This is a genomic window from uncultured Albimonas sp. (assembly GCF_963977235.1).
Lineage (GTDB): Bacteria > Pseudomonadota > Alphaproteobacteria > Rhodobacterales > Rhodobacteraceae > Albimonas.
The window spans coordinates 340,281-353,528 of the sequence record NZ_CAXBOD010000001.1 but is presented as its reverse complement, the minus strand read 5'-3'; the positions used below and the strand labels follow the sequence as shown (position 1 = coordinate 353,528).

Below are 13,248 nucleotides of genomic sequence, written 5' to 3'. Positions count from 1 at the left end.
CCCTACGAGGCCGGGCCGGGGCGAGGCCAGGCCGAGGCGGGCCGGGGCGGGCCGGGGCGGGCCGGGGCGACGCCCTGGGCGACGGATCCGGGGTTAGGTCGAGGCGGCGCCCTGGCGCAGCTGCATGATCTCGTCGTAGGCGTCGTTGATCGCGGCCAGGCGCTGGGTGGCGAGGCGCACGGCCTCCTCCGGCACGCCGCGGGCGATCATCCGGTCGGGATGGGTGTCGCGCACCAGCCGGCGCCAGGCGCGGCGGATCTTGTCGTCGGACTCGTCGGGACCCACGCCGAGCACCTCGTAGGGGTCGGGCGTCGCGCCGGGCGCGTAGCGGGCGTAGAGCGTGCGGAACACCCGTTCGGGCAGACCGAACAGGCGCCAGACCTCGCGCAGGAAGGCCTCCTCGTCGGGGTGGAACTCGCCATCGGCCGCGGCGACGTGGAACAGGCCCTCCAGCAGGTCCTCGAGCGGGGCCTTGCGCTCGCCGAACATGCGGGCGACCGAGGCCGCATAGCCCTCGAACCCGGCCACGTCGGTGCGCGCCATGTTGAAGATCCGCGCGGCCTGGCGCTCGGCGCTGGGGGGGATGTGGAACACCTCCCGGAAGGCCGAGACCTCGTCGCGGGTGACCTTGCCGTCGGCCTTGGCCATCTTCGCGCCCAGCGCGATCACCGCGATGGCGAAGCCGGCGGTCTGCTCGGGCGGCGTCTTCAGCCGCGCGAAGACGTCGGCGAGGGTCTCGCCCTCGCGCAGCGCCCGCAGCGCCTCGGCTATCCTGGTCCAGATCGACATGGCGACATCCTAGCGGCGAGGGCCGGGTTCGGCGACCCGTCCGCGACCGGTTGCGGCGGCAGGTCCCGCCCCCGGGGGGGCGCGGGCGGCCGGAAGCGGCTCAGCCCGGCGCCAGCGGACCCTCCCAGCGCTGCACATCGCCGGCCACGCCCTCCCAGGCGCCGGGGAGGAGCAGCTCGCGGCCCAGCACGCGGGCGGGGTTGGTGGGGGGCGGGAAGACCAGGCCGCGCCCCAGCTCCCGGCTGAAGCCGAAGCGGCGGTAGTAGGGCTCGTCCCCCACCAGCGCCACGCGGGTCCAGCCGAGCTCTCCCGCCGTCTCCAGCGTCAGCCCGATCAGCGAGGCGGCCAGCCCCTCGCCCTGACGGGTGGGGTGAACCGCGACCGGGCCCAGCAGCAGGCAGGGCAGGCGCGCGGACCCGATCTGCACGGGCCAGTAGCGGATCGCGCCGGCCACCGCGTCGTATTCGTCGCGGGCGAGCAGGCGCAGTTCAGGGATCGGCTCCACCCCCTCGCGCAGGCGGTAGGAGCTGAGCGCCGTCCGCCCGGGCGCGAAGCAGGTGTCGTAGAGCCACTCGACCTCGGCCTCGTCCTGCGGACGCTCGCGCATCACTCGGAACATGGCGGCGGATCCATCGACTGGGGGGAGAGGGCCCTGAGGGGCGAACGCGAAGGGCCCCGTAGCATGTCCGGCGCGTTCTCGTCTAGAACGGGCCCCGACCCTCCCCGGACCGGGGGACGCCGCGACGAAGGAGATCCGCGTGCACTATCGCATCCAGGATGGGCACCCCCTGCCCCACAACCCGTTCAAGGCGATCGTGGCGCCGCGGCCGATCGGCTGGATCTCGACCGTCGACAAGGCGGGCCGGGTGAACCTGGCGCCCTACTCGTTCTTCAACGGGGTGGCCGACGATCCGCCGATGGTGATGTTCTCGATCAACGACCGCAAGGTCGGCCGCCGGGACGAGACCAAGGACAGCCTGACCAACGTGCGCGAGACCGGAGAGTTCGCCGCCAACGTGGTGGGATGGGAGCTGCGCGACGCGATGAACCTGTCCTCGGGCGCCTTCGCGCCGGGCGAGGACGAGATGGCGATGGCGGGCCTGACCGCCGCGCCGTGCCTCGAGATCGCGGCCCCCCGCATCGCCGAGGCCCCCGCCACGCTGGAATGCCGGCTGGTGCAGGAGCTGGCGCTGCCCCACGGCGACCGCTCGATGGAGAACGTGATGGTGATCGGCCAGGTGGTCGCCGTGCATATCCGCGACGACGTGCTGACCGAGGGGATCTTCGACCTGACCAAGGTGCAGCCGGTGGCCCGCTGCGGCTACAAGGACTACGCCGTGGTGCGCGAGCTGTTCGCGATGACCCGGCCGGGCGGCGGCGACGCGGGGAACCTCAAGCCGTGAACGCGGCGCAGAAACCCTTCGGCTGGGGGGACGACGTGCGCGACTACATCCGCACGATCCCCGATTTCCCCAAGCCGGGCATCCAGTTCCGGGACGTGATGCCGCTGTTCGGCCACCCCCGGGGCTTGCGCGCGGCGGTCGACCGGCTGGTCGGCCCCTTCGCGGGCGCGCGAATCCAGCACGTGGCCGGGCTCGAGGCGCGGGGCTTCATCATCGGGGGCGCCTGCGCCCACCAGCTCTCGGCCGGGTTCCTGGCGATGCGCAAGCAGGGCAAGCTGCCCGGGCCCCGGATCGCGCAGGCCTATGCGCTGGAATACGGCGAGGCGGTGCTCGAGGCGCATGACGACGCCATCGAGGCCGGCGAGCAGGTGCTGATCGTCGACGACCTGCTGGCCACCGGCGGCACCGCCGAGGCCGCCGTGAAGCTGGTCGAGCGGCTGGGAGGCGAGGTCGTGGGCGCCGCCTTCGTGGTCGACCTGCCCGACCTCGGCGGCCGCGCGCGGCTCGAGCGGATGGGCGTCACGGTCCACGCGCTGTGCGCCTACGCGGGGGACTGAGCGCCCCGGCGCGGCCCCTCCGGAAAGCTTCCGCAAACCCTGTTTCCCGGCTGCGGCAACGCTTTGTGAACCTCGCGGGGTCCACAACGGACCTGTCCCGGAGGCCGGGGGCGCCGCGCGCGAGCCGGCGCGCCCGCGCCGGGGCGCGTGCCGATGGGCGCGGTCCCGCGCGTTTCGTGGCGGCGTGGGAGCGTATGGGGTGAGTGGCGTTTGTTGCCGGCGGGGCCGGCGTCCATCGATTTGCCGGCGGGGCCGGCGTGTAACGTAGTGCCGGCCGGGCCGGCGTGTAACGTATTGCCGGCGCCCCCGAGGCTGGGGGAGCGCCGGCCTGTTCGATCACGAGCCGCCTCGGCCCGTCCTGCCGTCTCCGCGCGGCCGGCCGCGGCCGACTGGCGGCGCGCGCCAGACCTGACCCGGGGCCTCCGGACCCGAGCGGGCGCGCGGGCCCGGCCGCCTCAGGCGTCGACCAGCATCGAGAAGCCGCCCTGGATCATCCGGGCCATGTCGGCGAGACCGTCGTCGAGCCCCGACAGGCTCGGCCCCTCCATCAGCTTGACCCAGCCCGCGTCGCGCACCGCCTTCGAGGGCCACTCGATGAAGCCCATCGCCAGCGCCTCGTCGGGGCCCAGGGCCACGGCGCGGCGCATGTCGGTGCGCTTGCCCTCGGGCACGTAAACGCCCCAGCCGTCGAAACAGCGCAGCGCGCCGACCTCGAGGAACGCCTCGGCCATGCGGACGGCGCGGGCGGCATAGGCCTCGCGCGCGTCGGCCGCGACCGGGAACAGGGCGGCGTCGACATAGACCTCCGCGTCGCCGGGGCGGGCGGCGCCGCGGTCGCACAGCGGCTCGAACCCCGCAAAGATCATCCGGGCGCCGTCGAAAGGCATCTCCTGCGGGACCTGGCCCCCCTCCGGCTCGGCCATCATCGCGGCGAAGCACGCCTCGGCAGTCTCGGCGTCGGGGAACTCGATCCAGGAGAACACCGGCGTCTCGTCGGGCGTCGCCTCCACCGCGCGGAACATGTCGGTGCGCTGGCCGGCGGGCACGTCGTCGCCCCAGGCGTCGACCGCCCGCAGGGCGCCGAGCCCGCGGATCATCGGCGCCATGACGGTCGAGAACTCGGCATAGGCGGCCTTGCCCGCGGTCGGGACGGCCAGCATGGCGGCGGAAACGTAGGTCATCGCAGCGGCTCCAGAGAGGCCGGGCCCCTCGGGCGCTCGGCTTGACAATAAGGTTTGATATCAACATAACCTTTCCATGTCCACCGAAGACCCTCTCGTCCGCCCCTCCATCGCGCAGACCCTCGAGGTGCGCGACCGTTGCCTGTGCCTCGCCGCGCAGCGGGCGGCGCGGGCGCTGGCGCGCCGCTTTGACGAGGCGTTTCGCCCGCTGGGCCTGACCAACGGGCAGTTCTCGCTGATGATGGCGCTGAACCAGCCGACGCCGCCGGCGATGGGGCGGGTGGCGGCGATGCTGGCGATGGATCCCTCGACGCTGACCGCGGCGCTCAAGCCGCTGGTCCGCCGCGAACTGGTCGAGATCGCGCCCGATCCCGCGGACCGCCGCGGCCGCCGCGCCGCGCTGACCGGGGCCGGACGCGCCCTGCTGGGCGCCGCCCTGCCGATCTGGACGCAGACCCACGCCACGATAGACGCAGAGCTGGCCGAGCGCGGAACCGCCCCGGACGCCCTGCGCGACGCGATCTGGTCGCTCGCCTGAGGCGCCCTCAGCCGAGCACGGCGCCGGGGTTCATGATCCCGTGCGGATCGAGCGCGGCCTTGATCGCGCGCATCGCCGCCAGCTTCGCGGGGTCGCCATAGCGCGCGAGGTCCGCGCTCTTGAACCGTCCGATGCCGTGCTCGGCGCTGATCGAGCCGCCATGCGCGTCCGCCAGGTCATGCACCACCCGGGTCAGCGCGCCCTTCTGCCGGGCGTACTCGTCCCGGTTGCGCCCCACGGCGGGGAACAGGTTGTAGTGCAGGTTGCCGTCGCCCAGATGCCCGAACGGGTTGAAGCGCAGGTCGGGGGCGATCTCGCGCAGCTTCGCCGGCGCCTCCTCCATGAACCGCGCCACCGCGCTGAGCGGCAGGGAGATGTCGTGCGAGGCGACCGAGCCGACCTTGCGGTTGCCCTCGGGGATCGACTCGCGCAGGCGCCAGAAGTCGGCCCGCTGCTGGTCGGACTGCGACAGCGCGCCGTCGGTGGCGAGCCCCGTCTCGAACGCGCGCGCCAGCGCCGCCTCCAGCGTCGCGGCGACGCCCGAACCCTCGCCGCCCCCGACTTCCATCAGCACCGACCATTCCGGCGTCGGGGAGACCGGGCAACGGGTCCCCGCCACATGCTCGAGCGCAAAGCCGATGCCGACCCCCGACAGCAGTTCGAAGGCCGAAAGCTGCTCGCCCACCGCCGCGCGGACATGGTGCAGCAGGGCCAGCGCCGCGTCGGGCGAGGGCACGGCGACGAAGGCCGCCTGCACCTCGGCCGGGCGCGGAAACAGGCGCAGGCAGGCCGCCGTGACCAGCCCCAGCGTCCCCTCCGAGCCGATCAGCAGCCCGCGCAGATCATAGCCGGTGTTGTCCTTCCGCAGCCGCTTCAGCGAGCGCAGGATCGAGCCGTCGGGCAGCACCGCCTCGACCCCCAGGCACAGGTCCCGCGCCATCCCGTAGCGCAGCACGTTCAGCCCCCCGGCGTTGGTCCCCAGGATGCCGCCGATGCGGGCCGAGCCCTCCGAGGCGATGGACAGCGGAAACAGCCGCCCCGCCGCCTCGGCCGCGGCCTGGGCGTCGGCGAGGATCACCCCCGCCTCGACGATCATCGCGTCGTCGTCGGGGCTCACCTCGCGGACCCGGTTCAGCCGCTCGACCGAGACGACGACGCCCTCGACGCCGTCGGGACGCAGCTGGCCGCCGACAAGGCCGGTGCCGCCGGCGTGAGGGATCAGGGCGACGCGGGCCTCGGCGCAGCGGCGCACGATCTCGGCGGCCTCCTCGACCGTGCCCGGGCGCAGCACGGCGGCGGCGCGGCCCGGCGCGATGTCGCGCAGGTCGCGCAGATAGGGGGCGGCGTCCCCGCCCTCGCGCAGGCCGGCCGGGCCCAGCAGATCGCGCAGGCCGGAGAGGAACGCAGGCGGGGGGGCGCGCAGATCGGTCATGGCAGGCTCAGGCCTCGGGGTCTGCAGGGGAAGAAGGATCGGCGAGCGGGTCCGTCCGCGGCGCCGCGGCCCGGCGCAGCCGGTCGTTGACCGCGAGGCCCAGCCCCGCCTCGGGCACGCGCGCCACGGCGATGGTCCCCGCGCCGCCCATCCGCGCGTCCAGCGCGCGCAGGAAGGCAAACAGGTTCGCCGCCGCCTCCCCCACATCGCCCGAGGGCGAGAGGTTCAGCGCCGGCGCCCCGGCGGCGGGCCCCGGCCCGAAGCCCAGCCAGCCCTCGCCGGACCGCGGCCCCTGCGCGTTCAGCCGCAGCGCCGCGCCGGGGGCGTAGTGCGAGGCCAGCATCCCCGGCGCCCGCAGGTCTCGGCGATCGCCTCGAGCGCGAGGCCCCCGGGACGCAGCAGCACCGGCGTCTCGCCCTCGACGCCCGGCCCCCCGAATCCCAGAATCGTGCTCTCGACCCCTACCGGACAGGGCCCGCCGTCGAGGATCGCGTCGATGCGCCCCGCCAGCCCCTCGGCCACATGCGCGGCCGTGGTCGGGCTGACCTTGCCCGAGCGGTTGGCCGAGGGGGCTGCCACCGGCGCCCCGGTCGCGGCAAGCAGGGCGCGCGCCAGCCGATGGGCGGGAACCCGGATCGCTACCGTCGGCAGGCCGGCCGTCACGGCGGGGGCGAGGGCCGCGTCGGGCCGGCGCGGCAGCACCAGGGTCAGGGGCCCGGGCCAGAACGCCTCGGCCAGCGCCCGGGCCGCGGCGGGGAACACCGCCAGCCGCTCGGCGGCGGCGAGGTCGGGGACATGCGCGATCAGCGGGTTGAAACTGGGGCGGCCCTTTGCCGCGTAGATCCCCGCCGCGCTCTCGGCCCGGTCGGCGCGCCCGCCAAGGCCATAGACCGTCTCGGTCGGGAAGGCGACCAGCCCGCCCGCGCGCAGGATCTCCGCCGCCCGCGCCAGGCCCGCCGGGTCGTCGGACAGACGCTCGGTCGCCCGCTCGGGCCAGGGATCGTGGGGGCGCTGCGCGCTCATCGGCTCCGTCCGCTTGACCCCGGGACGCGCCGGGAGGGCGCGGGGGGCGCGCGATCATTGCCGCAGGCGGGGGGCCGGGGGCAAGGCGGGTCGCGGTCGCGGTCCGCCCTCGCGCGGCCCGTCCCCTCGCCGGGCGCAGGAGGCCCCGGGCCCGCGCCCGCGCCTCAGCGGCCGCGCGGAGCGGGGTCGAGGCGATTGCGCTCGCCCGGATTGGCCGCGAGATGGGCGGCGCGGCCCGCGGTCAGGGCGGCGGCCATCGTCGCGCCCCCCCGCAGGCGGCGCAGGCAGGTCACCAGGTCGACCTGGCGGCGCGGCTCGTCGGCAAGCTCGGCCAGCAGGCTCGCGAACGCCCAGGGGTCGAGCGCGGAGGCCGCGGACTGCATGAACCGCCCCACCTCGCCGGTGGCGTCGTAGCGCTCGAGCGCCGCCTCGCAGGCCGCGACGTCGGTCGAGCCCAGCCGCCCGCACACCGCAGGCCGCGCCTCGTAGACCCGGCACAGCCCGTCGGCGCCCAGCGCCGGGCAGGCGCGGGGATGGGGCGGGGTCTCCTCGGGCTGGTCGCGCAGCAGCTCCCAGGCGGCGCGGACCTCGGCCGGCAGGGCGGTGACGCGGGCGTTGATCGCGCAGCACATCCAGCAGCCCGCGCCGCAGGCCCAGGCGTCGCGACGCGCCTGCACCCGGGATTCCAGCGCCGCGATCGGCCGGGGCAGCGCGGGCGCCGTCCCCGCCAGCCGGGCGATCAGCGCCGAGAGGTCCGCCTCGCCCAGCGCCGAGGCCGGCGCCCCCTCCATCACCGCGGTCGAAAACCGCTTCCACGGCGCGCCCTGGCGCACCGCTTCGCCGACCAGATCCAGCAGCACGCGGGCCGAGGCCTCCTGCAGCAGCGCGGTCACCACCTTCTCGCGCGGGCGGGCGACAAGGGCCTGCAGCGCGGCGATCAGCCCGGCGTAGCGCTCCCGGTCGGCGGGCGAGAGCCGGGGCGAGGGGCTCGCCCACGCCGGCAGCGCCGCCTTCGCCGGGCGGCCGGAGCGCGCAGGCCGGCCCTTCAGCACGCGGCCTCGCAGCGGAAGGCGGAGGGGGAAACCAGGGTCATGGGACGGCGCGCTCCGGGGGCTGGCTCGCGGCCGCGGGAGGCGGCCCGGGAGGGCGAGGGTAATCCGGTCGGGCCGGGCGAGGCCAGACGCGATCCGCTCCCCGACCCCCCGCTCCCCGACCCCCCGCCCCCCTACCTCCCGCCCAGCCGCGCCCCCTCCCCGCCCCTGCCGGGCGACGATGCGCGGGGCCGCGCTTCCCTGCCGGCTGGACAGCCCCGCGCCCGCCGCGTAGCTTCCGCGCGACTGCGCTCGGGGCGCGGCGCGTCCGTGTCGGCGTCCGACGCCCCCGCGGCGGCCAGCCCCCTGGCGCAAAATGAATGCAGCCCGCGACGGCGCCGCGGAGGCTCGCCCTCCGCCGCGCGACGTCCGGTCCGAAGGGAGAGCCGCCGATGCCCTACCAGGCCCCGATCCGCGACCTGGCTTTCTGCCTCGACCACGTGGTCGAAGCCGACATGCTCGCCGCCACCGAGCGCTTCGCCGAAGCCACCGCCGAGACCCGCGCGGCGATCCTGGACGAGGCCGGCAAGCTCGCCTCCGGCGTGCTGGCGCCGCTGAACCGCGAGGGCGACCTGCATCCCGCCCGGCTCGAGAACGGGGTGGTGCGCACCTCCCCCGGCTTCGCCGACGCCTATCGCCAGATCGCCGGGGGCGGCTGGGTCGGCATCGCCGCCGACCCCGAGCACGGCGGCATGGGCCTGCCCCTGACGCTGGCCACCGCCATGGGCGAGATGTTCGCCTCGGCCAACCTCTCCCTCTCGCTCTGCCCGCTGCTCTCGCAGGGCCAGATCGAGGCGCTGGAGACGCACGCCTCGCCCGAGATGCGGGCGCTCTACCTGCCCAGGCTGACCTCGGGCGAGTGGACCGGCACCATGAACCTGACCGAGCCGCAGGCGGGCTCGGACGTCGGCGCCGCCACCACCAGGGCCGAGCGGAACGACGACGGCACCTACGCGCTGACGGGTCAGAAGATCTACATCTCCTGGGGCGATCACGACGTGGCGGAGAACATCTGCCACCTGGTCCTCGCGCGTCTGCCCGACGCCCCGGCCGGCACCCGCGGCCTGTCGCTGTTCCTGGCCCCCAAATACATCCCCGACGCCGACGGAAACCCCGGCGAGGCCAACGCGCTGCGCCCGATGAGCCTCGAGCACAAGATGGGCCTGCATGGATCTCCGACCGCGGTGATGGGCTTCGAGGGCGCCAAGGCCTGGATCGTGGGCCCCGAAGGCGGCGGCATCGCCTGCATGTTCACGATGATGAACAACGCCCGCCTGGGCGTGGGCGTCGAGGGCCTGGGCATCTGCGAGGCGGCCTACCAGAAGGCGCTGGAGTTCGCCAACGACCGCGTCCAGGGCCGCACCGCCGACGGCTCGAAGACGATCATCGGGCATGCCGACGTGCGCCGGATGCTGATGCGCATGAAGACCCTGACCGAGGTGGTCCGCGCCATCTGCCTCGACACCGCGGTCTCGCTCGACATGGCCAAGGCGGCGCCCAAGGCCGACGCCAAGGCCTGGTTCGCCCGCGGCGCCTTCCTGACCCCGATCGCCAAGGCGTTCGGCACCGACGCGGGCATGGAGGTGGCCGAGCTCGGCGTGCAGGTCCACGGCGGCATGGGCTTCATCGAGGAGACCGGCGCCGCCCAGTTCTACCGCGACGTCCGCGTCACCGCGATCTACGAGGGCACCAACGGCGTGCAGGCCGCCGACCTTGTCGGCCGCAAGCTGTCGGACGGCGGCGCCGCGGCCGACGGCCTGCTGCGCGAGATCCGGGCGGTGGCCCATGCCGCCGCGGGGGACCTCGCCGAGATGGGCGGGCAGCTCGCCACCGGGGCCGACGCGCTCGAGGCCGCGACCCAGTGGATGCTCGCCGCCGAGCCGAACGACCGCAACGCCGGCTCGGCCGACTACCTGCGCGCCTGGGCGCTGGCGCTGGGCGGCGCCTATCTGCTGAAGGGCGCCGCGGCCGCGACCGGGGCGGACGCCTCGCGCCGCGCGGCGCTGGCGCGCTATTTCTTCGGGCGGGAGTTCCCGGCCCTCGACGCCCTGTGCGAGGCGGCCATGGACGGCGCCGCCCCGCTCTACGCCCTGTCGCCGGAGGAGCTCGCCTCGTGAGCGGGGAGGAGCCCCGCACCGGCGTGCGTCACCCGTTCCCCGAGCCCGAGCGCGGCGAGACGGTCGAGATCGCCGAGGGCGTCCTGTGGACCCGCATCGGCCTGCCCAGCCGCCTGAACCACGTCAACGTCTACCTCTTCGACGAGGGCGACGCCTGGACCGTGGTCGACACCGGCCTGCGCCACAAGCTGTGCCTCGAGGCCTGGGCAAAGCTGGAAGAGGGCCCGCTGAAGGGCAAGCGCGTGGCCCGGGTGATCGGCACGCACCACCACTCCGACCACGTCGGGCTGGCGGGCAAGTTCATCAAGGAGCACGGGGCCGAGTTCTGGACCACCCGCACCGCCTGGCTGAACGCGCGGATGCTGCAGCTCGACCATCAGGAGACGCACCCGCCCGAGATGCTGGCCCACTGGACCCGCGGCGGCGTCCCGCAGGAGCTGGTCGACGGCTTTGTCGAGAGCGGACCGTTCAACGCCTCGGCCGCCACCTGGCGGCTGCCGCTGGGCTACCGCCGCCTGGTCGAGGGCGAGGAGATCGCAATGGGCGGCCGCCGCTGGATCGTGCGCATGGGCGACGGCCACGCGCCCGAGCACGCCACCTTCTGGTCGATGGACGACAACCTGGTGGTGGTCGGCGACCAGGCGATTCCCGGCATCAGCTCCAACCTCGGCGTCTACCCCACGGAACCCGAGGCCGATCCCGTCGGCGAGTGGCTCGAGAGCTGCGAGAAGCTGCTCGCCCATGCGCGCGAGGATCACCTGGCCCTGCCCGGGCACAAGGCGGTCTACACCGGCCTGCCGACCCGCTTCCGGCAGCTGATCTCGAACCACCACGGGGCCATCAAGCGCCTGCGCGCCCACCTGGTCGAGCCGCGCACCGCCGCCGAGTGCTTCGTGCCGCTGTTCGGGCGCGAGATCCCGCCCGCCGTCTATCGCCTGGCGCTGAACGAGGCGCTGGGCCACCTCAACCACATGCGCCGCTCGGGCGAGGCGGTGCGCGAGGACCGCGCCGACGGCGCCTGGCTGTGGCGGCTGGCGCGCTGAGCGTCCCGACCCACGCGCTTGCGACCATTTCCGCCTTGATCCCCGCGCGCCCGCGCGGGTAGGAGGCGGAGACACCACCGATGCGCGCCCATATGGCGCGGACCAAGGGGAGCGACCGACATGGCCGACCACGAGCCCGGCAAGATGGACATCACCGAGCAGGAGAAGACCTTCGGCCTGTTCCTCAAGACCATCAACATCGTCGCCGTGACGGCGGTGATCGTCCTGATCTTCATGGCGCTGGTGAACAGCTGACGCCCTCGCCGGGTCTTCGCGCCCGGCGGACGATCCGACAGGGACCGATGCGAGGCGCGACCGGACGCGCCCCGCATCGGTCCTTCTGCGTTCGGCCCCCCGGCTGTCGACTCGGGCGGCAGGGCAGCGACGCGCGCCGGTCCTTGTCGCGACCGGCCGCAGAGGCCCCTCGGCCGCACGCGGGCCCTGCGCCGGCGCCGCACTTGTCGGGCGGACGTCGCGTTCCCGGTTGAAAACCGCTCCGCCCGGTGGAACCCATGTCGGGACCCCGCCGCACAGGAGCCTCGCCATGACCTCAGACCTCTGGACCTGGACCGCGGGCGACCTCGCGCGCGGGATCGCCGCCGGGCGGATCGGCAGCGTGGAGGCGACGCGGAGCGCGCTCGCCCGCCTCGACGCCGTCAACCCCGCGATCAACGCCGTGGTCGACCCCCTGCACGAGGAGGCGCTGGCCGCAGCCGAAGCCGCCGACAGGGCCCTGCGCCGGGGCGAGGAGACGGGCCCCCTCCACGGCGTCCCGGTCACCGTGAAGATCAACGTCGACTACGGCGGCCGGGCGACGACCAACGGGGTCGTGGCGTTCCGCGACGCGATCGCGCCGGCGGACGGCTCGGTGGTGCGGGCGCTGAAGGCCTCGGGCGCGGTGATCGTGGGGCGGACCAACACGCCCTGCTTCTCGATGCGCTGGTTCACCGACAACGACCTGCACGGCGCCACGCGCAACCCCTGGGACCCGGCGCTGACGCCCGGCGGCTCCTCGGGCGGCGCTGCGGCGGCCACGGCGGCGGGGATCGGCGCGGTGGGGCATGGCAACGATCTGGGCGGCTCGATCCGCTACCCGGCCTATTGCTGCGGGCTGGTGGGGCTGCGGCCGACCTCGGGGCTGACCGGCGCCTTCTCGCCCGGCCAGGCGGCCGAGCGGCCGATCGTGTCGCAGATGGCCTCGGTGCAGGGGCCGCTGACCCGCTCGGTCGAGGATGCGGCCCTGGCGCTGCGGGCGATGTGCCTGCCCGACCCGCGCGACGTCTGGCAGGGCATCGCGCCGCCCCTGCGCGGCTCCGACGCCCGCCGCCCCTGCCGGGTGGCGGTGCTGGAGGCGGGCGAGGGCTGCCCCACCGATCCGTCCGTCACCCACGCCATCCGCCGCGCCGCAACGATCCTCGCCGAGGCCGGCTACGAGATCGTCGACATCCCCCCGCCCTCGCTGCTGGAGCTGGGGGAGTACTGGCGCCTGATGCTGGGCGCCGAGCTCTACGCCACGCTGGGCCCGCTGGTCGAGGAGCACGGCGACGCCGCCATCAGGATCCAGACCGAGCGCTGCCACGGCGTGCTGCGCGACCGGATGCCCGGCGACATCGCCGGGTTCCTGAAGCTGCTCGGCCGCCGCTCGACCCTGCTGCGGGAGTGGCAGGCGTTCTTCGATCGGGCGCCCTTGCTGCTGACCGCCACCTCCTGGGCGCGGCCGCACCCGGTGGGCGCGGACATCGACCCCGAGACGGACTACGAGACCTTCTTCCGCCAGCAGGTTCCCGCCGCCGCCCCGCCGATCATCGGCCTGCCGGGCCTGTCGGTCCCCATGGGGGTCGAGGACGGGCTGCCCACCGGCGTGCAGCTCATGTCGGCCCGCTTCGGCGAGCCCCTGCTGCTCGCCGCCGGCGCGGCGCTCGAGCGGGCGCAGGGCCCGTTCGCCCCCATCGACCCCGTGGCGCAACGCGTCGCCTGAACGCGAAACGCCGGCCGCGAGGGCGGCCGGCGTCGGATCTCTCAAGCGCGCGGTCCGCGCGTCAGTCTCAGGTCCGCGGTCTGCGCGTCAGTCTCA

12 protein-coding genes and 1 pseudogene are annotated in these 13,248 nt (G+C 74.9%); 7 read left to right on the top strand and 6 right to left on the bottom strand.

The genetic code is table 11. From position 1 onward, the window contains the following. Positions 1 to 93: 93 nt before the first annotated feature. Both AAC134_RS01670 and AAC134_RS01665 read right to left on the bottom strand, forming a co-directional pair. Positions 94 to 789, bottom strand: a complete 696-nt coding sequence (locus tag AAC134_RS01670; RefSeq protein WP_339947296.1) for a molecular chaperone DjiA — start codon at positions 787 to 789, stop codon at positions 94 to 96. A gap of 100 nt (positions 790 to 889) precedes the next feature. Beyond that, complete coding sequence (locus tag AAC134_RS01665) at positions 890 to 1,408, bottom strand: N-acetyltransferase (RefSeq protein ID WP_339947295.1); 519 nt, start codon at positions 1,406 to 1,408, stop codon at positions 890 to 892. Positions 1,409 to 1,547: 139 nt separating this feature from the next. On the opposite strand from AAC134_RS01665, the gene AAC134_RS01660 reads away from it, so the two are divergent. Beyond that, positions 1,548 to 2,192, top strand: coding sequence for a flavin reductase family protein (locus AAC134_RS01660; protein WP_339947294.1), 645 nt, complete (start codon positions 1,548 to 1,550; stop codon positions 2,190 to 2,192). Next, complete coding sequence (locus AAC134_RS01655; RefSeq protein WP_339947293.1) at positions 2,189 to 2,749, top strand: adenine phosphoribosyltransferase; 561 nt, start codon at positions 2,189 to 2,191, stop codon at positions 2,747 to 2,749. The genes AAC134_RS01660 and AAC134_RS01655 overlap by 4 nt, the downstream gene beginning before the upstream one ends. A gap of 455 nt (positions 2,750 to 3,204) precedes the next feature. Here the strand turns inward: AAC134_RS01655 and AAC134_RS01650 are convergent, their stop codons facing one another. Continuing rightward, entirely contained in the window at positions 3,205 to 3,930 is a 726-nt protein-coding gene (locus tag AAC134_RS01650; protein WP_339947292.1) for a DUF1428 family protein, read from the bottom strand. Between the two features lie 76 nt (positions 3,931 to 4,006). Here AAC134_RS01650 and AAC134_RS01645 point away from each other — a divergent pair, with 76 nt between their 5' ends. Continuing rightward, positions 4,007 to 4,468: a MarR family transcriptional regulator gene (locus AAC134_RS01645; RefSeq protein ID WP_339947291.1), complete on the top strand. Its 462-nt coding sequence runs from the start codon at positions 4,007 to 4,009 to the stop codon at positions 4,466 to 4,468. Between the two features lie 7 nt (positions 4,469 to 4,475). Here AAC134_RS01645 and AAC134_RS01640 read toward each other — a convergent pair whose 3' ends face one another. From AAC134_RS01640 to AAC134_RS01630, 3 genes and pseudogenes are all read right to left on the bottom strand, one after another. Then, positions 4,476 to 5,900, bottom strand: a complete 1,425-nt coding sequence (locus AAC134_RS01640; RefSeq protein WP_339947290.1) for an FAD-binding oxidoreductase — start codon at positions 5,898 to 5,900, stop codon at positions 4,476 to 4,478. Positions 5,901 to 5,907: 7 nt separating this feature from the next. Then, positions 5,908 to 6,923 (bottom strand): annotated as a pseudogene (locus AAC134_RS01635) (L-threonylcarbamoyladenylate synthase). A 164-nt stretch (positions 6,924 to 7,087) separates the two neighbouring features. Further along, the gene (locus AAC134_RS01630) at positions 7,088 to 7,975 is read right to left on the bottom strand and encodes a YkgJ family cysteine cluster protein (RefSeq protein WP_339947289.1); all 888 of its coding nucleotides are present in this window, start codon (positions 7,973 to 7,975) and stop codon (positions 7,088 to 7,090) included. 431 nt (positions 7,976 to 8,406) lie between these two features. Between AAC134_RS01630 and AAC134_RS01625 the strand changes: the two genes are divergently transcribed. The 4 genes from AAC134_RS01625 (at position 8,407) to AAC134_RS01610 (ending at position 13,152) form a co-directional block, all read left to right on the top strand. Beyond that, entirely contained in the window at positions 8,407 to 10,131 is a 1,725-nt protein-coding gene (locus AAC134_RS01625) for an acyl-CoA dehydrogenase (RefSeq protein ID WP_339947288.1), read from the top strand. Beyond that, positions 10,128 to 11,174, top strand: coding sequence for an MBL fold metallo-hydrolase (locus AAC134_RS01620; protein WP_339947287.1), 1,047 nt, complete (start codon positions 10,128 to 10,130; stop codon positions 11,172 to 11,174). The genes AAC134_RS01625 and AAC134_RS01620 overlap by 4 nt, the downstream gene beginning before the upstream one ends. 120 nt (positions 11,175 to 11,294) lie before the next feature. Beyond that, positions 11,295 to 11,429: an aa3-type cytochrome c oxidase subunit IV gene (locus AAC134_RS01615; protein ID WP_339947286.1), complete on the top strand. Its 135-nt coding sequence runs from the start codon at positions 11,295 to 11,297 to the stop codon at positions 11,427 to 11,429. Positions 11,430 to 11,718: 289 nt separating this feature from the next. Beyond that, positions 11,719 to 13,152 (top strand): amidase, encoded by a 1,434-nt coding sequence (locus tag AAC134_RS01610; RefSeq protein WP_339947285.1) that lies wholly within the window; start codon positions 11,719 to 11,721, stop codon positions 13,150 to 13,152. The last annotated feature ends 96 nt before the right edge of the window (positions 13,153 to 13,248 follow it).